Annotated in this window: 14 protein-coding genes; 5 read left to right on the top strand and 9 right to left on the bottom strand. The window is 67.5% G+C overall.

Going from position 1 to position 16,854, the window contains the following annotated elements:
• Nucleotides 1-197: 197 nt before the first annotated feature.
• The 3 genes from QRN63_RS13975 to QRN63_RS13965 all read left to right on the top strand — a co-directional run bounded on the left by QRN63_RS13975 (nt 198) and on the right by QRN63_RS13965 (nt 3,879).
• On the top strand, nt 198-1,331 hold the full coding sequence (locus tag QRN63_RS13975) for an LLM class flavin-dependent oxidoreductase (RefSeq protein ID WP_285031351.1): 1,134 nt from the start codon (nt 198-200) through the stop codon (nt 1,329-1,331).
• Nucleotides 1,332-1,333: 2 nt separating this feature from the next.
• The gene (locus QRN63_RS13970; RefSeq protein ID WP_285031350.1) at nt 1,334-2,533 is read left to right on the top strand and encodes an acyl-CoA dehydrogenase family protein; all 1,200 of its coding nucleotides are present in this window, start codon (nt 1,334-1,336) and stop codon (nt 2,531-2,533) included.
• Between the two features lie 65 nt (nt 2,534-2,598).
• A complete protein-coding gene (locus QRN63_RS13965) occupies nt 2,599-3,879 on the top strand; it encodes an MFS transporter (protein WP_285031349.1) in 1,281 nt (426 codons plus the stop codon).
• On the opposite strand, the gene QRN63_RS13960 is transcribed toward QRN63_RS13965, so the two are convergent.
• Nucleotides 3,880-4,761: a LysR family transcriptional regulator gene (locus tag QRN63_RS13960; protein WP_285031348.1), complete on the bottom strand. Its 882-nt coding sequence runs from the start codon at nt 4,759-4,761 to the stop codon at nt 3,880-3,882. It lies immediately after the preceding gene.
• An 87-nt stretch (nt 4,762-4,848) separates the two neighbouring features.
• Here QRN63_RS13960 and QRN63_RS13955 point away from each other — a divergent pair, with 87 nt between their 5' ends.
• Nucleotides 4,849-5,598, top strand: coding sequence for an SDR family oxidoreductase (locus QRN63_RS13955; RefSeq protein ID WP_267319122.1), 750 nt, complete (start codon nt 4,849-4,851; stop codon nt 5,596-5,598).
• Nucleotides 5,599-5,673: 75 nt separating this feature from the next.
• On the opposite strand, the gene QRN63_RS13950 is transcribed toward QRN63_RS13955, so the two are convergent.
• From QRN63_RS13950 to aceE, 8 genes are all read right to left on the bottom strand, one after another.
• Nucleotides 5,674-6,318: a dihydrofolate reductase family protein gene (locus QRN63_RS13950; RefSeq protein ID WP_285031347.1), complete on the bottom strand. Its 645-nt coding sequence runs from the start codon at nt 6,316-6,318 to the stop codon at nt 5,674-5,676.
• Nucleotides 6,319-6,445: 127 nt separating this feature from the next.
• A complete protein-coding gene (locus tag QRN63_RS13945) occupies nt 6,446-7,873 on the bottom strand; it encodes an acyl-CoA carboxylase subunit beta (protein ID WP_285031346.1) in 1,428 nt (475 codons plus the stop codon).
• Between the two features lie 39 nt (nt 7,874-7,912).
• Nucleotides 7,913-9,181 carry a 3-oxoacyl-ACP synthase KasB gene (kasB, locus tag QRN63_RS13940; RefSeq protein WP_267319119.1) on the bottom strand — a complete coding sequence of 423 codons (1,269 nt, stop codon included), beginning with the start codon at nt 9,179-9,181 and terminating at the stop codon, nt 7,913-7,915.
• Between the two features lie 22 nt (nt 9,182-9,203).
• Nucleotides 9,204-10,454 (bottom strand): 3-oxoacyl-ACP synthase KasA, encoded by a 1,251-nt coding sequence (kasA, locus tag QRN63_RS13935; protein ID WP_267319118.1) that lies wholly within the window; start codon nt 10,452-10,454, stop codon nt 9,204-9,206.
• Nucleotides 10,451-10,744, bottom strand: a complete 294-nt coding sequence (gene acpM, locus QRN63_RS13930; RefSeq protein ID WP_061006272.1) for a meromycolate extension acyl carrier protein AcpM — start codon at nt 10,742-10,744, stop codon at nt 10,451-10,453. The genes kasA and acpM overlap by 4 nt, the downstream gene beginning before the upstream one ends.
• A 75-nt stretch (nt 10,745-10,819) precedes the next feature.
• On the bottom strand, nt 10,820-11,740 hold the full coding sequence (locus QRN63_RS13925) for an ACP S-malonyltransferase (RefSeq protein ID WP_267319463.1): 921 nt from the start codon (nt 11,738-11,740) through the stop codon (nt 10,820-10,822).
• Nucleotides 11,741-11,947: 207 nt separating this feature from the next.
• A complete protein-coding gene (locus tag QRN63_RS13920) occupies nt 11,948-13,183 on the bottom strand; it encodes a PucR family transcriptional regulator (protein WP_267319117.1) in 1,236 nt (411 codons plus the stop codon).
• Between the two features lie 95 nt (nt 13,184-13,278).
• On the bottom strand, nt 13,279-16,068 hold the full coding sequence (gene aceE, locus QRN63_RS13915; protein WP_285031345.1) for a pyruvate dehydrogenase (acetyl-transferring), homodimeric type: 2,790 nt from the start codon (nt 16,066-16,068) through the stop codon (nt 13,279-13,281).
• Nucleotides 16,069-16,217: 149 nt separating this feature from the next.
• Between aceE and QRN63_RS13910 the strand changes: the two genes are divergently transcribed.
• On the top strand, nt 16,218-16,760 hold the full coding sequence (locus QRN63_RS13910) for an Rv2240c family protein (RefSeq protein ID WP_267319115.1): 543 nt from the start codon (nt 16,218-16,220) through the stop codon (nt 16,758-16,760).
• Nucleotides 16,761-16,854 lie beyond the last annotated feature (94 nt).

The raw sequence follows: 16,854 nt of genomic DNA, 5'->3' as shown, positions 1-16,854 counted from the left end.
GTCACGCCTGTTGCGGCAGCGTGAACCGATTCACCGGCGGTATCCGGCGGCATGGGTTGCCTCTACATTTCGCAGAGAAGCCTGCATTCGCCACTGCTTTCTCTTGTGGTGGCATCACGTCCCCGGGAGTTGAGCCATGCCTGTTCTGACCACGACCACTCGCAACGGCAGTCGCGTCGAGTTCTCGCGGTAGACCGATGGCCATCACGTTGCACTGGTTCCTGCCGACCAACGGTGACTCGCGCACCGACCTGAGCCTCGGCAATGCCGTCGGTGGCGCAGGCAGCCGGGCAGACGCCTTCGGCGCGGATCGGGCGCCCGACCTCGATTACCTCAGTCTGGTGGCCGGCGCCGCCGAGAAACTCGGGTTCACCGGGGCGCTGACCCCCACCAGCAGCTGGTGCGAGGACGCTTGGGTGTTCACGGCAGCACTGACCCAACGGACCGAACACTTCAAGTACCTGGTGGCATTCCGGCCCGGGCTGCAGGCGCCGACCCTGGTGGCCCAGGCCGCCGCCACGTACCAGCGCATCTCGCGGAATCGATTGCTGCTCAACGTCGTCACCGGCGGCGATGACATCGAGCAGCGCCGGTTCGGTGACTACCTCGGCAAATCCGAGCGCTACGAGCGCGCCGCCGAGTTCCTCACGATCTTCCGGCAGCTGTGGTCCGGCGGCGGCCCGGTCACCTTCACCGGCAAGCACCTGTCTGTCGAGAACGCGACGATCATCCCCGCCGAGACCTGGCCGGACATCTACCTGGGCGGCTCCTCGGCGGAAGCGCTCGAAGTGGCCGCCGAACACGCCGACGTGTACCTGACCTGGGGTGAGCCGCCCGCTCAGGTCGCCGAGAAGCTCGACGCCGTGCGTCACCAGGTCAAGAACCTGGGCCGAGCGCGGCGGGCGGCCGGGGAACTGCGGTTCGGGATTCGGCTGCACGTCATCAGCCGTCCCACCGAAGAGGAAGCGTGGGCACAGGCCGACAAGCTGCTGGCGGGCCTCGATCCCGAGAGCATCAGCCGCGCCCAGCAGGTGCAGCGCAACTCGCAGTCCGAGGGACAGCGGCGGATGTCGGCCCTGCACGGCGGCCGGACCGACAACCTGGAGGTATCGCCCAATCTGTGGGCCGGTATCGGATTGGTCCGTGGTGGCGCCGGCACCGCGCTGGTCGGCAGCCATGAGCAGGTCGCCGACCGCATCGCCGAGTACCACGAGCTGGGCCTCGACGAGTTCATCCTGTCCGGGTATCCGCACCTGGAAGAGGCCTTCGCCTTCGGCGAGGGCGTCATCCCCATCCTGGCGGAGCGCGGCCTGCTCGCTGATCGGCACTGACCATGGGGCGCGCCCGGGCTCCGCGGACCCACGCCCAAGTCGTCGCTGCCGCCGAAGAATTCGCGACAGCGGTGAAGCCCGGTGCGGCAGCACGTGATCGCGCCGGTGCCGTACCCCGCGCCGAAGTGGCCGAGTTCGACAACCTGGGCCTGCCGGCCGTCACGGTGCCCATCGACGATGGCGGAGACGGGCTCGGGCCCCGGACCCTGGCCGAGGTCATCCGGATCGTCGCGGCGGCCGACCCGGCCCTTGCGCAGACGCCACAGGGTCATTACCTGGCCGTGGACATCCTGCGCCTGCTCGGTACCCCACTGCAGCGGGCCCGAATCCTGCCCGCTGTCGTCGACGGCGCTCGCATCGGCCCGGTGCTCGCCGAGCGTGGTGGCCACCATGCCCAAGACCTCAAGACCCGACTCCGCAACGACGGTGCGCGGTGGCGACTCGACGGCACCAAGTACTACTGCACCGGCGCCATCACATCGCAGTGGCTGGCGGTCAGCGCGCTCGATCCGGACGGTCGTCTCGTGCTGGCGTTCGTCGAACGCGACGCGCCCGGGGTGACCATCGACGAAGACTGGGCCGCCATGGGCCAGCGCTCGACCGTGAGTGGCACCACTACGTTGGACGGTGTCGCCATCGACCCTGACCTGGTGGTGCCCTACTGGTCGGCATTCGAGAAGCCGCAACTGCTCGGCGCGCGCGCCCAGCTCGTCCACGCGGCCATCGAAGCGGGTATCGCGGAAGGCGCCCTGGCCGACGCCGGCGAGTTCGTCCGTACCCGCAGCCGCCCGTTCTTCGAGGCGGTGCGGTACGGCGGGGCCAACGCCGCCGCCGACGATCCGCACGTGCTGCTCCGGTTCGGTCAACTCGCCACCCGGACGCGGGCATCGACCCAGCTCCTGCGGTGGGCCGCAGGCGAACTCGAAGACATCGGGCTCGAGGTCACCGATCCCGACGCCGCCGCGCGCGGCTCGATAGCGGTCGCGCAGGCCAAAGCCTTCGCCAGCGACGTGGCCGTCGACGTCGCCAGTCAGGTCTTCGCGCTGACCGGCGCCAGCGGAACCGACCGCCGTCATGACCTTGACCGGCACTGGCGTAACGCACGGACGCACAGCGTGCACGACCCCGTCGACTGGAAGTACCACCACATCGGCGCGTGGGAGCTCTCCGGGGTGGCGCCGCCGAATCACGGACAGATCTGAGCGCATTTGCGATCCGGCGGATTCTGAATGTTCGGGCACTGTGCGGTGCCCGATACCGTCGACGGATGGCTGCGAATCTGGAAGAGGCACAGGTCGATTCGCCCCCGCTGAAGTCACAGCCGTTCAAACCGGCGCTGTTCGTGGCGGTGACGGCGGGACTGGGGTACGGCTTCGACTCCTACGCGGTGAACATCTACGGCCTGGTCCTGCCCGAGATCAAGAAGACCCTGCAGATCACAGAGGCCCAGGCCGGGTACATCGGATCGATCTTTCTGGTCGGCTACACCATCGGAACCATCGGTTTCGGTATCGCCGCCGACCGGTGGGGACGCAAGACCACGCTCGGTGCGTCAATCCTGTTGTACGGCATCACCACAGCATTGGCCGGCATCACCACCAACCTGGCCGCATTCACCGGCCTGCGCTTCCTCACCGGAGTGGGTGGCGCCGGCGAACTGGCGGTGGGCGCCCCCTATACCGCCGAGGTGTGGCCCACGAAGACCCGCGCGATCGGTGTGGGCGGGGTGATCTTCTCGCTGTTCTCTCTCGGCTACGTCCTCGCGGCCGCCGTCGCGCTGGTGCTGGTGCCACGGTTCGGTTGGCAATCGTCGTTCATTGTGGCCATCGTCCCGGCCATCATCTTGTTCCTTGTCCGCCAGGGCATTACGGAATCACCCCGCTACACCGAGGTCAACGAGACGCGGAAACGGGATGGCATCCCGCGCGCGAAACTGTGGCAGCTGCCCGGCGTGCGGCGGCGGCTGGTCGTGGGCTGGCTGATCTACACGGCCAACGCGGTCGGCTACTGGGGTTCGACGTTGTTCCTGACCACGTACATCGTCAAGAGATTCCACGCGTCCACCACCGACGCGATTCGCTACGCCCTGGTGTTCTTCCTGCTGCAGGTCGTCTTCGTCTTCGTCGGCACCGCGTTGGCCGATCGATTCGGCCGCCGTCCTTCGGCGATCCTCGGTGCCGTCATCGAGGCCGGCTCCGCGATCCTGGCGGCCACCTCGGATTCGCTGGCCGAATACCAGGTCTACGGCGCCATATCCATCGCCACCCTCGGCTGGCTCTGGGGTGTCGGGGACGCCTACATCTCCGAGTTGTTCCCAACAGTGCTGCGCGGCACCGGATTCGGTGTCGCCGTCGGCGGCGGTCGCATCGTGTCGATCGCTGCGCCGACCGTCGTCGGCTGGGCCATCGGCCATTACGGCGTGCAGACGCCCTACCTGGCGCTGTCCGGCATCTGGCTGCTGACCGTGATCGGTTACCTGTTCGGGCCCGAGACCAAGGGCAAGGAACTCGACGACCTCGCCGACGAGGCTCTGGCGGCGCGCACCTGACTACCCCTGCTGAGCCAGCAGCAGGTCCCGGATCGGCGACCGGGTATGCCGCTGCCACATGGCCTGTACCGGTACCAGTAGTGCTGGCTGGAGATCGACGACCGTCACCCGGCCGCCCATCACCGGTCCCGCCGGATGCGTGACGAACGCGACCGCCTCCGTCGTCAGCGGGGCGGCCACGGTGGCTGCGCCCTGTACCCGGCTGACGACATAGTCCGGCTCGAAACCGGCTCGGCGGCAGGCGCCCAGCAGGAGGTCGCTGTAGTACGACGCGCCGGGCGGTGCCCAGAGCGCGATGCGTTCGTCGGTCAGGTCGGTGAGGTCGACGGCGTCGCGCCGGGCCAGCGGATGGGAACTCAGCACCGCCACGCGCACCTGGTGATAGTCCAGCACCGCGGTCGCGAGGTCGCGGTCCGGCACCACGCCGCGCCGTAGCGCGAGCTGGATCGATCCGTCGAGCAGCGCGGGGGACAGCTGATCGGGAAACATCTGGCGGAACGTGAATGACACGTCGGCGAAGGCGTCGATGACCGCTTCCAGAAGCGCGTACGCCTCGACGCTCTCGAGCGCGGGGGTGTGCCCGACGACGTAGTTCTCCCGCGCGGCGCTGGCCGCGCGCTGTACATGATCAGTGACGGTGTGGGCGGCGGCGAGGAGTGTGCGGGCATCGCTGTGCAGTTGGCGGCCCGCCGGCGTCAAGGTGACCCGACGGCCGTCGCGGTCGAAAAGTATTGCGCCCAGCTCTTTCTCGAGCTGGCGGATGGAGCTGCTGAGGGCCTGCTGGCTCAGGTGCAGCTGGTCCGCGGCGCGGGTGAAACCGCCGGTGTCGGCGACCGCGAGAAAGTGCTGCAGCCGACGCAGATCGGGATACGGCCGGGTCATGCCGCTACCCTATCTACAACTAATGCTTGTGGATAGGTAGAAAAGTTTCGTTTCTATTTGTGGTTTGCCGTGGCTAGCGTGGGCGTCATGAGCAATCTCGAAGGTAAATCAGCAGTCGTCGCCGCCGGAGCCAAGAACCTGGGCGGCCTGATCAGCACCACCCTCGGCGCGCGCGGCGTCAACGTCACGGTGCACTACAACAGTGCCGCCACCGAGGCCGACGCCGACCAGACCGTCGCTGCCGTCGAGGCCGCCGGCGCCAAGGCCATCAAGGTTCAGGGCGACCTGACCGTCCCCGGCAACGTGGAGAGGCTGTTCGACGCGGCGGTCGAGGCGTTCGGCGGCGTCGACATCGCGATCAACACCGTCGGCAAGGTGCTGCGTAAGCCGATCGTGGAAACGACCGAGGCCGAATACGATTCGATGTTCGACATCAACGCCAAGGCGGCGTACTTCTTCCTGCAGCAGGCCGGCCGCCGGCTGAACGACGGCGGATCGGTGATCACCATCGTGACGGCGCTGCTCGCGGCCTTCACCGATGGCTACAGCACCTACGCCGGCGCGAAGAGTCCCGTCGAGCACTTCACCCGCGCCGCGGCGAAGGAGTTCGCGGCGCGCGGCATCAACGTCAACAACGTCGGCCCCGGGCCCATGGACACGCCGTTCTTCTACGGTCAGGAGACCCCGGAGCGCGTGGCGTTCCACAAGTCGCAGGCGATGGGAAACCGGCTGACCAACATCGAGGACATCGCCCCGCTGGTCGTGTTCCTTGCCGACGAGGGCCACTGGATCACCGGTCAGACCATCTTCGCCAACGGCGGCTACACCACCCGATAGTCGCTGCCGAGCAGACGCGAAAACCCCCAAAACCAGAGTGTTTTGGGGGTTTTCGCGTCTGCTCGCGGATGAAATTCAGCGGCGCCAGAACAAGTGATGGACGACGCCGCTGGAGCTGGGCACCACGTCGCAGTGGTACCGGTCGAGCAGCTCGTCGGGGGACTCCCAGAGTCGTGAGCCCTCGCTGAGCGTCACGGTGGGGGAGACGACGATGTGCAGGGTGTCGATCAGGTCGGCGTCGAGGAACTCGCGGACCGTGGTTGCCCCGCCGCCGATACGAATGTCCTTGCCTTGCGCGGCTTCCCGGGCGAGTTCCAGCACCTCGGCCGGCCCCGCGTCGACGAAGTGGAACGTGGTGTCCGACAACGTGAACGACGGCCGCACGTGGTGCGTCATCACGAAAACCGGGGTGTGGAACGGTGGTTCGTCGCCCCACCAGCCCTGCCAGTCGAGCCGGGCCGGCCCGCGGTAGGGGCTGAACTTGTTGGCGCCCATGATCTCTGCGCCGATGTTGTGGTGGAAGTCGCGCACGAGGTGGTCATCGAGACCGCGGGTGCCGCCCGGATCAGTGCGGTTGGGCCAGCTGGCGGTGGCGCCGGCCCAGGCGAACATGGTGCCCGGGTCGGCGTGGCCGAAGGGCCGCTCGAAGCTCTGCCCGACACCGGCGCCGAAGCCGTCCGCCGAGACGTTGAAGTTCTGCACTTTCACCAGTTGCGTCATGGTTGTACAGACTTCCATCGCCGGCAGAACTCATCGCGAGCAGACGCGAAAACCCCCGAAACCCTCAGGTTTCGGGGGTTTTCGCGTCTGCTCGCGAGCGGGAGGTACCCCCAGCTCGCAGGAAACCCTAGAGCGCGATGTTCTTGTGGCGACCGCGGCGGGCCGGAGCCTCGGCGAGGGCCTGGGTGATCTTGGACCGGGTGTGGGCCGGGTCGATCTTCTCGTCGACCACGCCGATCTCGATAGCCGAGTCGACGCCACCGGCGATCCGCTCGTGCTCGAGGGCGAGCTCTTCGTGCAGGGCCTCGCGCTCGGCGGCATCCTCGACGGCGGCCAGCTTGCGCTTGTGCAGGATGCCGACGGCAGCCTTGGCGCCCATGACGGCGACCTCGGCGTCCGGCCAGGCGAACACCTTCGACGCACCGAGCGACCGCGAGTTCATGGCGATGTACGCACCGCCGTAGATCTTGCGGGTCACCAGGGTGACGCGGGGGACCTCGGCCTCACCGAACGCGTGCAGCAGCTTGGCGCCACGGCGCACGACGCCGCCCCACTCCTGGTCCACACCGGGCAGGTAGCCGGGGACGTCGACCAGGACGATCAGCGGGATGCCGAAGGCGTCGCACAGGCGCACGAAACGCGCTGCCTTCTCGGCGCTTTCGGAGTTCAGGCAGCCGCCGAGGCGCAGCGGGTTGTTGGCGATGACGCCGACGGAGCGGCCGGCGAGGCGGCCCAGGCCGACCACGATGGACGGCGCCCACTTGGACTGGAACTCCTCGAACGGCACGCCATCGTCGAGCAGGGCCTCGACGATCGGGTGCACGTCGTAGGCACGACGTGCCGATTCGGGCATGAGAGCCCTGATGTCGGTGTCGCCGGCCTCGGCCTTGGTGCGGTCGAAGTGGCCCTGCTGGCTGAACAGGCCGACCAGGCGACGGCCGCGCTCGTAGCAGTCGAGTTCATCGTCGGCGACGATGTGGCACACACCGGACTTCTTGTGGTGGGTGTCGGGGCCACCGAGGGAGACCATGTCGACGTCCTCACCGGTGACGCTGCGAACGACGTCCGGGCCGGTGACGAAGACGCGACCCTCGGGGGCCATGACGATGACGTCGGTCAGGGCCGGGCCGTACGCGGCACCGCCGGCGGCGAAGCCGACGACCAGCGAGATCTGGGGGATGTAGCCCGAGGCCCGGATCATGGCCTCGAAGACCTGGCCGACCGCGTGCAGCGCGCGCACGCCCTCGGCGAGGCGGGCGCCACCGGAGTGCCAGATGCCCACGATGGGGGCCTGCTCGTCGATGGCGGTGTCGTAGGCGCGGACGATGTGCGCGCAGCCGTCGACCCCCATGGCACCACCCATGACGGTGCCGTCGGTGGCGAACGCGATGGTGTGCACGCCGTTGACGGTGCCGGAGGCGGCGAGGACGCCCGACTTGTCGCGCTCGTGCAGCGGCTTGACGCTGCCCGGGTCGAAGAAGGTCGAGAGCCGCAACAGCGGGTCGCGAGGATCAAGTGATTCGGCGGCCGTCGCCTCAGGTGCCAGGGTCGTCATTTTCTAGTCTCCTTGATCTCGCGGTTCGCGCTTCGTTGCTCAGTACTTGCCGAAGGCGAGTGCGACGTTGTGGCCGCCGAACCCGAATGAGTTGTTGATTGCGTATTTGAAGTCGCCCTGCCGCGGAGCCTTGGAGACCACATCCAGATCGATCTCCGGATCCAGGTTCTCCAGGTTCAGTGTGGGGGGAATGATGCCGTCGCGCAGCGCGAGCACGGTGAGGATGGACTCCACCGCACCGACGGCACCCACCGAGTGACCCAGGGCTGACTTGGGGGCGTACACCGCGGGGCGGTGGCCCTTCATGGCGTTGTTGATGGCCACACCCTCGGCGACGTCACCGACGTTGGTGCCGGTGGCGTGCGCGTTGACGTGGTCGATGTCGGAGGGCACGAGCCCGGCCAGTTCGATGGCCCGGGTCATGGCGTAGCCGGCCTGTTCCCCGTTGGGGTCCGGGGCGACGATGTGGTAGCCGTCCGAGGTGACGCTGGCGCCCATGAGGCGGGCCAGGATGTTGGCGCCGCGGGCCTTGGCGTGCTCCTCGGTCTCGAGCACCAGCATGGCGCCACCCTCGCCGAACACGAAGCCGTTGCGGTCGCGGTCGAACGGGCGGCAGGCACCGGCCGGGTTGTCGTTGCTGTTGGACAGCACGATGCGCATCTGGGCGAACCCGGCGATCGGCACTGCCTCGATCTTGGTTTCGACGCCACCGGCGATGGCGACGTCGGCCTCGCCCAGGACCAGTTGGCGCCAGGCGTTGGCGATGGCTTCCGAGCCGGAGGCGCACGCCGAGATCAGGGTGGACACCCCGGCCTTGGCCTTGCGCTCCAGTCCGACAGCGGCCGCTGCCCCGTTGGGCATGTACATCTGCACGACCAGCGGCGAAACCGCTCGCAGGCCGCGCTCGCGCATACCGTCGTAGGCGAAGACCAGTTCCTCGGTCGAGCCGAGGCCGGTGCCGATCGACACCATCAGTCGTCGGGGGTCAACGTCCGGCGAGCCTGCGTTTTCCCAGACTCGCCGGCCGATGACCGTCGACATTTTCTGCAGATATGACAACCGACGCAGTTCGACCCGCGTCAGTTCACTTTCGAAATCCTCGTGCAGGTGCCCACCGATGCGGACGGGGAGGTCGTACTTCTCGATGAAGTCATCGTTGAGAAGACGAATCCCGCTCTGTCCGTCAAGGAGCTTCTGCCACGTGGTTTCGGCGTCGGTCGCCAGGGCAGTCGACATGGCTACGCCAGTGACGACCACATTGGGGAGACCATTCCCCGTTGACAACCTCTGTGCGGTTACCCCTGCCATTCCTGCTCAATGTCCCTTCGACTTAATAACGCCCAAAGGCCAGGGCGACATTGTGTCCACCGAACCCGAACGAGTTGTTGATGGCGTACTTGTATTCGCCATAACGAGGCTCGCCCGCAACAACATCGAGATCGATGGCGGGATCCGGTGTCTCGTAGTTGAGCGTCGGGGGGATGACCCCGTCGCGCAACGCGAGCACCGTCAATACGGATTCCAGCGCACCGACCGCACCGATGGAGTGGCCGAGCGCCGACTTCGGCGCGTAGACCGCGGCGTTCTGACATCCGGCAACGCGGATGGCATTGGCCTCGGCGGTGTCACCGATCGGGGTGGCCGTGCCGTGGGCATTGACGTGGTCGATGTCCTTGGCGTCCAGGCCGGCGGTCTCCAGTGCACGCTTCATCGCGGCACCGGCGCGAACACCGCCGTCTGCGGGGGCCACCATGTGGAACGCGTCCGAGGTGATGCCGGCGCCCATGATCCGGGCCAGCGGCTTGGCGCCACGGGCCAGGGCGTGCTCCTCGGTCTCGATGATCATCAACGCGCCGGCTTCACCGAACACGAAGCCGTCACGATCCTTGTCGAACGGCCGCGACGCACCCGCAGGGTTGTCGTTGCGGGTCGACATCGCCCGCATCATCGAGAACGCCGCGATGGGCAGCGCTTCGATGGCGCCTTCGACACCACCGACGACGGCGAAGTCCGCGTCACCCATGACGATCTGACGCCAGCCGTGGGCGATGGCCTCAGAGCCCGACGAGCACGCCGACACCGGGGTGATGACTCCGGCGCGGGCGCCGAGCTCCAAGCCGGCGACCGCGGCCGCACCGTTGGGCATGATCATCTGAACGGCGAGCGGGCTGACCTTGCGGATGCCGCCCTCGTTCATGGCGTCGTAGGTTTCGACGATCTTCTCGCCGCCACCGAGACCGGTGCCGATCACGACCGCGAAACGGTCGGGATCGACCTCGGGCGCACCCGCGTTCTGCCACAGTCGCCGCGCGAGCACGAGCGACATGCGCTGCACGTACGAGTTGCGGCGCAGCTCGACGCGGGTCAGCTGGCTCTCGAGGTCATCGACGAGGTGGCCACCGATACGCACCGGAAGGTCCCACTTCTCGACCCAGTCGTCCTCGAGAACGCGGATGCCACTTTCGCCTGCCAGGAGGCCCTTCCACGTGCTCTCGATGTCAGCAGCGAGCGCCGTGGTTGCCTCCACGGCGGTCACCACGACGTTCGGGAAGCCTCCGTTAGCCGTGGAAGGCCTGGTCACTTGCTGAACTTATCGCGCAGCGCGGCAGCAGCCTCGGGGTTCTCTTCCTCGAGCTTCTGGATGTAGGCGACGACGTCACCAACGGTGCGCAGGCCGGCCAGGTCCTCGTCCGGGATCTTCACGCCGTACTTGTCCTCGGTCTGAACGGCGATCTCGACCATCGACAGCGAGTCGATGTCCAGGTCGTCGACGAAGGACTTCTCAGGGGTGACCTCAGACGGCTCGATGCCGGTGACCTCTTCGATGATCTCGGCGAGGCCGGCGATGATTTCTTCTTGACTGGCAGCCACGATGGCTCCTTCTTTTTGTTGTGTCGGCACACCGGATTTGGTGTGCCGGGTTGGTTGTTTCGGCAAGCAGCCCTGTCAGAACTCGGTGAGTCCGTCCAAATCTGCGGGGGTCTTGATGGCGAAGGTGGGCACGCCCTTGACTTCGCGCTTGGCGATACCGGTGAGGGTGCCCGCCGGGGGGAACTCGATGATGCCGGTCACTTCCTGACCGTCGAAGCGCTCGCGCAGGGTGGCCGAGCACAGGTCCCAGCGGACCGGGCGGGTCATCTGGGCGACCAGCTTGGTCATGGCGTCCGCGGCGTCGGCGACGGGCCGGCCGTCGGCGTTGGACAGCAGGGTGGTGGTCGGCTCGCTGGGGGTGACGGTCGCCGCGGCAGCCGCGTACGGCTCCTGCGCCGAGCCCATGAAGTGCGTGTGGAAGGCACCTGCGGTGGCCAGCACGCGGACGCGGGCCTTGGCCGGCGGATCCTCGGCGAGCTTCTCCAGCGCCGAGACGGCTCCGGCGGCGACGATCTGACCTGCCGCGTTGCGGTTGGCCGGGACCAGCTCCAGAGCTTCGAGGCGGGCCAGGACCTCGGCCTCGTCGCCACCGAGCACCGCGGCCATGCCGGTGGGCTCCAGCGCGCAGGCCTTGGCCATCTCGGCGCCGCGGGTGGCGGCGAGCTTGATGGCCGCGTCGGCGGAGATGACGCCGGCGATGGCGTAGGCGGCGATCTCGCCGACCGAGTGGCCGGCCACGATGGTGGTGGCGCCGGCCAGGAGGCCGCGCTTGGTCAGCTCTTCATGTGCGAGCAGCGTGGCCGCGACGACCAGGGGCTGGGTCACCGCGGTGTCGGTGATCTCCTCGGCGGTCGCGGTGGTGCCGAGCTGGGCCAGATCGAGGCCGCTGATCTCCGACCAGGTGGCCAGACGGTCAGCAGCACCGGCCAGCTCCAACCAGGGGGTGAGCATGCCGGGCGTCTGAGATCCCTGCCCGGGGGCAAGCAGCGCAAGCACAGGTGTTTGGGGCACGGATTAAGAAAACACTGTGAAGCGGGTTTTATGCCGTGTAAGAGATTATGAACCTCGTCTTAAAGTTTTGTGGAATGTCTACAAAAACGCACGTTATGCAACGTTGGCGAGACCTCGCTGCGATGTGGATCACAACGGGATGACGCCAGCTACTGGCGGGTAGGGTTGCTGTAACTATGCTGATCAGGCCATTTACTGGTTGGCTTGAACGGGCATGCGGCTCAATCGGCCCACTGTCGCGGCCACGCGGAGCACATACGCATCCCTGGGCACCATCGGATCGCGGCCGGTGAAGTCGGCGATGCGGCGGAGTCGGTAGCGCACGGTGTTTGGATGAACGAACAATTTGCGGGCGCACGCTTCTATGGCGCCGCCGGCATCGAGGTAGGCATCGAGCGTCTCAGAAAGCGCCGGACCCGCGTCTGCCAGCGGCCGGACCACCTCCAACTCCAGGGCTGCGACGGCCGAACGGTCCCCGAGTAGAGCGCGTTCTGGCAGCAATTCGCGGGCCGCAACCGGGCGGGGTGCGCCCGTCCACCCGGTCACCGCGTTCATACCCGCGATGGCTTCGGTGGCGCTGTAGTGCGCGGCCGCGAGCGTTGCGGCCGTCGGCCCGATGACCACTGGGCCGTCGGCGAACACGGCCATCAACTCGCCGAGGAACCGGTCGGTCGGGGCGATGGGGCCGGACACGATGGCTACCAGCCAGGTGCCGTGGACGTCGGACAGGGCGACGCGCCCGTTGCGGCTGGCGACGTCGTGCACGTCCTCGCCGGCCAGATCGGCGCGGTCCGGCCGGGGGTATCCCACCACCACGGTTGCGGGGGCAGTGGCGTCCCAGTTCAGGGCGGCGGCCTGCGACTGCAGGCTGGTGCCGACGTCGCCGCGCACCACGGCGTCGACGACGTTGGCCTCCATTCGGGTGTCCCAGGCGCCGCGGGCCTCGGCCTGGTCGGCGTACGCGCTGGCGGCCGCGAAGGCCAGGTCGCGGCTGTACCGCAGAATGCCGGCGGTCAGCGCCGTCAGTTGTTCCTCGGTGCGGGCCAGCAGCGGAACCACTTCCTCGAAGAACTCCATGGTGGTCCGCACCATCTCCACTGACTGCCGCAGGGCGATGCGGCGCCGCAGATCCTGGGGCACGACCTCGAAGGCCTCCGCGGTGTAGCTGACGTCGCTGTTCGGGTCGCGCATCCACTCGACGAAGTTGACGACCGCGGTCTGCACCACCAGGTGGACGCTGGCGCGCTGCGAGGCCTCCAACTCGGCGAAGAACGGCAGCCGCTCTTCCAGCGCGTGCACCGCCTGCGTCGCCAACGTGCCGGAGTACTGCTTGAGGCGGCGCAGCACCGTGTCCGGGACGTTCTCGAGCACTTCGAGCGTCGACTTGGGAGGAACGAACCGTTTACCGCCGGCCGTGTTGTCGGGCATAGCTAAAAGCTACGCCCGATTTCTGGAGATTTCTGCCAAGTCGACGCGCCGATATGACGCTTTCAGCAGAAAGCGTCATATCGGCCGCCCGGTTGCTAGGCGCTGCCGGTGTCGGCGTATGACACCTCGGCAGCCGAGACGTCGTCGATCCGGTACTGCTTGGCCGCCGCGACGGCCACCGACGGGTCGATCTCGCCGTCGCGGGCCAGGGCCTCCAGCACCGCCACCACCACCGACTCGGCGTCGGTGTTGAAGTAGCGACGGGCCGCCGGGCGGGTGTCGGAGAAGCCGAACCCGTCGGTGCCGAGGGTGACGTAGGTGTTCGGCACCCACGGACGGATCTGCTCGGGTACCGCGCGCATCCAGTCGGACACCGCGACCACCGGGCCCGCGGTCTTGGCCAGCTGGGAGGTCACGTACGGCACACCGGCCTGCTGGTCCGGGTGCCGCAGCGCGTGCCGATCGATGGCCACACCGTCGCGGTTCAGCTCGCCCCAGCTGGTCACCGACCACACGTCGGCCGCCACATCCCAGTCGGCCGACAGCATGTCCGCCGCCCGCAGTGCCTCGGGCATCGAGACGCCCGACGCCAGGATCTGTGCCGTGCTGGAGCGCTTCTCCGGCGCGACGCGGTAGCGGTACATGCCGCGCAGGACGCCTTCGGGATCGAAGTTCTCGGGCTCGGCCGGCTGGACGTACGGCTCGTTGTAGATGGTGATGTAGAAGTAGACGTTCTCGGAGTGCTCGCCGTACATGCGCTCGAGGCCGTTCTCGATGATGTACGCGATCTCGTAGGCGAACGCCGGGTCATACGCCACCACCGCGGGGTTGGTCGAGGCCAGCAGCAGCGAGTGCCCGTCGGCGTGCTGCAGGCCCTCGCCGGTGAGCGTCGTGCGCCCGGCCGTGGCGCCGAGTACGAAGCCGCGGCCCATCTGGTCGGCCGCCGCCCAGAACCCGTCACCGGTGCGCTGGAACCCGAACATCGAGTAGAAGATGTAGATCGGGATCATCGGCAGGTCGTGCGTGGCGTACGACGTCGCCACCGCGGTGAACGACGCCGTCGACCCGGCCTCGTTGATGCCCTCGTGCAGGATCTGGCCGACTTCGGATTCCTTGTACGCCAACATCAGATCGGCGTCCACGGCGGTGTAGAGCTGGCCGTTGCGGTTGTAGATCTTCAGGCTCGGGAACCACGAGTCCATGCCGAACGTGCGGGCCTCGTCGGGGATGATCGGGACGATGCGCGGCCCGATGTTCTTGTCCCGCAACAGTTCTTTGAAGGTCCGGACCGTGGCCATGGTGGTGGCGACGGCCTGGTTGCCCGAGCCCTTCTTGAGCGACTTGTAGACGTCGCGGCCCGGCAGCGGCAGCGGCTTGGACTTGGTGCGCCGCTCCGGCAGGAAACCGCCGAGCGCCCGGCGCCGGTCGAGCATGTACCGGATCTCCGGTGACTCCGAGCCCGGGTGGTAGTACGGCGGCAGGTACGGGTTCTCCTCGAGCTGGGCGTCGGTGATCGGCACCCGGGTCGCGTCGCGGAACTTCTTGAGGTCGTCGAGCGCCAGCTTCTTCATCTGGTGCGTCGCGTTGCGGCCCTCGAAGTGGCTGCCGAGCGTGTAGCCCTTGATGGTCTTGGCCAGGATGATCGTCGGCTGGCCCTTGTGCTCCAACGCCGCGCGGTAGGCGGCGTACAGCTTGCGGTAGTCGTGGCCGCCGCGCTTGAGGTTCCAGATCTCCTGGTCGGTCATCGGGTCGACCAGCGCCTTGGTGCGCGGGTCCCGGCCGAAGAAGTGGTCGCGGACGTACGCGCCGTCGTTGGCCTTGTAGGTCTGGTAGTCACCATCGGGGGTGACGTTCATCAGGTTGACGAGGGCGCCGTCCTTGTCGGCGTGCAGCAGGGCGTCCCATTCGCGGCCCCACACCACCTTGATGACATTCCAGCCGGCGCCACGGAAGAACGACTCCAGTTCCTGGATGATCTTGCCGTTGCCGCGGACCGGGCCGTCCAGGCGCTGCAGGTTGCAGTTGACGACGAACGTCAGGTTGTCCAGCGCCTCGTTGGCGGCGACCTGGATCAGGCCGCGGCTCTCGGGCTCGTCCATCTCGCCGTCGCCGAGGAAGGCCCACACATGCTGATCGCTGGTGTCCTTCAGCCCGCGGTCGTGCAGGTAGTGGTTGAAGCGGGCCTGGTAGATGGCGTTCATCGGGCCCAAACCCATTGACACCGTGGGGAATTCCCAGAAGTCGGGCATCAGGCGGGGGTGTGGGTACGACGGCAGGCCGCCGCCGGCGTGGCTGTGCTCCTGCCGGAAACCGTCCAGCTGGTCGGTCGACAGGCGGCCCTCGAGGAAGGCGCGGGCGTAGATGCCGGGGGAGGCGTGACCCTGGATGAAGATCTGGTCGCCGCCGCCCGGGTGATTCTTGCCGCGGAAGAAGTGGTTGAAGCCGACCTCGTACAGCGACGCCGACGACGCGTACGTCGAAATGTGGCCGCCCACACCGACTCCCGGCCGCTGCGCGCGGTGCACCATGATCGCGGCGTTCCAGCGGATCCAACGGCGGAAGCGGCGCTCGACCTCTTCGTCACCGGGGAACCACGGCTCCAGGTCGGTGGGGATGGTGTTGACGTAGTCGGTGGACGTCAGCGCGGGGATGGACACGCGCATCTCCCGCGAGCGCTCCAACAGCCGAAGCATCAGGTAGCGGGCACGCGCGGGCCCCGACCGACCCAACAGGTCGTCGAACGATTCCAGCCATTCGGCGGTCTCGTCTGGGTCGATGTCGGGTAGGTACGACGCGACGCCATCACGGATCACCCGGACCCGGTCGGGTTCGGCTGAGGTACTGGAGTTTTGAGCCAGGTCTTGGCGCACGAACTCAGTGGTCAACTGCCACTCCTTGGTATTCGATTTTGGGGATGCTTTTGGCACTACCCATCGTCCCCCCATCGTTGCGCAGATTAGGCGTTGGGGTGGGCTACCGGCGAGTACGCGTTCGGATGCCCGCGATTGCCACATCGACCCTGTACGGTCAGCTGATGATGACCAGCGCGGCTACTGTGTCGCGGCTTCGCGCAGCCGCTTTGGTATTCGGGGGCGTGGCGGTACCCGCCATGGTGATCGTCGGGTGCAGCAAGTCCGTCGACGGCAGCTCCACGGTCGACCAGCCCGGCGCCGCGGCGTACCGCACGTCGGTATCGCTGTCCGCGGCGGCGTCGGCCAGTTCCAGTTCGTCGAGCGCCTCCGTTGCGGCGACCGAGGCCGCATGCCAGGTGTTCGTCGACACCGGCAAACCGGCGATGCAGGCCGTCAACGCCTACGTCGACGCCGAGAACGCCGGTGGCACCGACGCCGCCAAGCTGCAGGCCGCGGTCGACGCACTGCACCACGCCGCGGACGCGGTGACCAAGAGCGCCACGACGGTGCAGTCCGACACCCTCAAGGCGGCGCTCGCCGGCTGGTCGGCGGCGGCCCAGTCGCTGGCGACGGCGATCAGCACCAACGCGTCGACCTCTGATTTCAATGCCGCGGTCGACGCGTTCAACAACGCCAAGTCGGCCACCGAGACAGCGTGTGGGTAGCGCTCGCGCTGATCTTGTCGACCAAAGATGTGTCTTGCATCGAATGAATCGTCGCCGCGTGCGACTATTGGGTTTCACACACACAGGCTGCAAA

It is taken from the genome of Mycolicibacterium sp. lyk4-40-TYG-92 (assembly GCF_030209435.1).
Taxonomy (GTDB): domain Bacteria; phylum Actinomycetota; class Actinomycetes; order Mycobacteriales; family Mycobacteriaceae; genus Mycobacterium.
The sequence above is the reverse complement of the archived record's forward strand: the minus strand, read 5'-3'. Positions and strand labels throughout refer to the sequence as shown.

Coding starts and splice junctions, on each gene's coding strand:
- QRN63_RS13975 (WP_285031351.1), top strand. CDS start 198: ATGGCCATCACGTTGCACTGGTTCCTGCCGACCAACGGTGACTCGCGC.
- QRN63_RS13970 (WP_285031350.1), top strand. CDS start 1,334: ATGGGGCGCGCCCGGGCTCCGCGGACCCACGCCCAAGTCGTCGCTGCC.
- QRN63_RS13965 (WP_285031349.1), top strand. CDS start 2,599: ATGGCTGCGAATCTGGAAGAGGCACAGGTCGATTCGCCCCCGCTGAAG.
- QRN63_RS13960 (WP_285031348.1), bottom strand. CDS start 4,761: ATGACCCGGCCGTATCCCGATCTGCGTCGGCTGCAGCACTTTCTCGCG.
- QRN63_RS13955 (WP_267319122.1), top strand. CDS start 4,849: ATGAGCAATCTCGAAGGTAAATCAGCAGTCGTCGCCGCCGGAGCCAAG.
- QRN63_RS13950 (WP_285031347.1), bottom strand. CDS start 6,318: ATGACGCAACTGGTGAAAGTGCAGAACTTCAACGTCTCGGCGGACGGC.
- QRN63_RS13945 (WP_285031346.1), bottom strand. CDS start 7,873: ATGACGACCCTGGCACCTGAGGCGACGGCCGCCGAATCACTTGATCCT.
- kasB (WP_267319119.1), bottom strand. CDS start 9,181: ATGGCAGGGGTAACCGCACAGAGGTTGTCAACGGGGAATGGTCTCCCC.
- QRN63_RS13920 (WP_267319117.1), bottom strand. CDS start 13,183: ATGCCCGACAACACGGCCGGCGGTAAACGGTTCGTTCCTCCCAAGTCG.
- QRN63_RS13910 (WP_267319115.1), top strand. CDS start 16,218: ATGATGACCAGCGCGGCTACTGTGTCGCGGCTTCGCGCAGCCGCTTTG.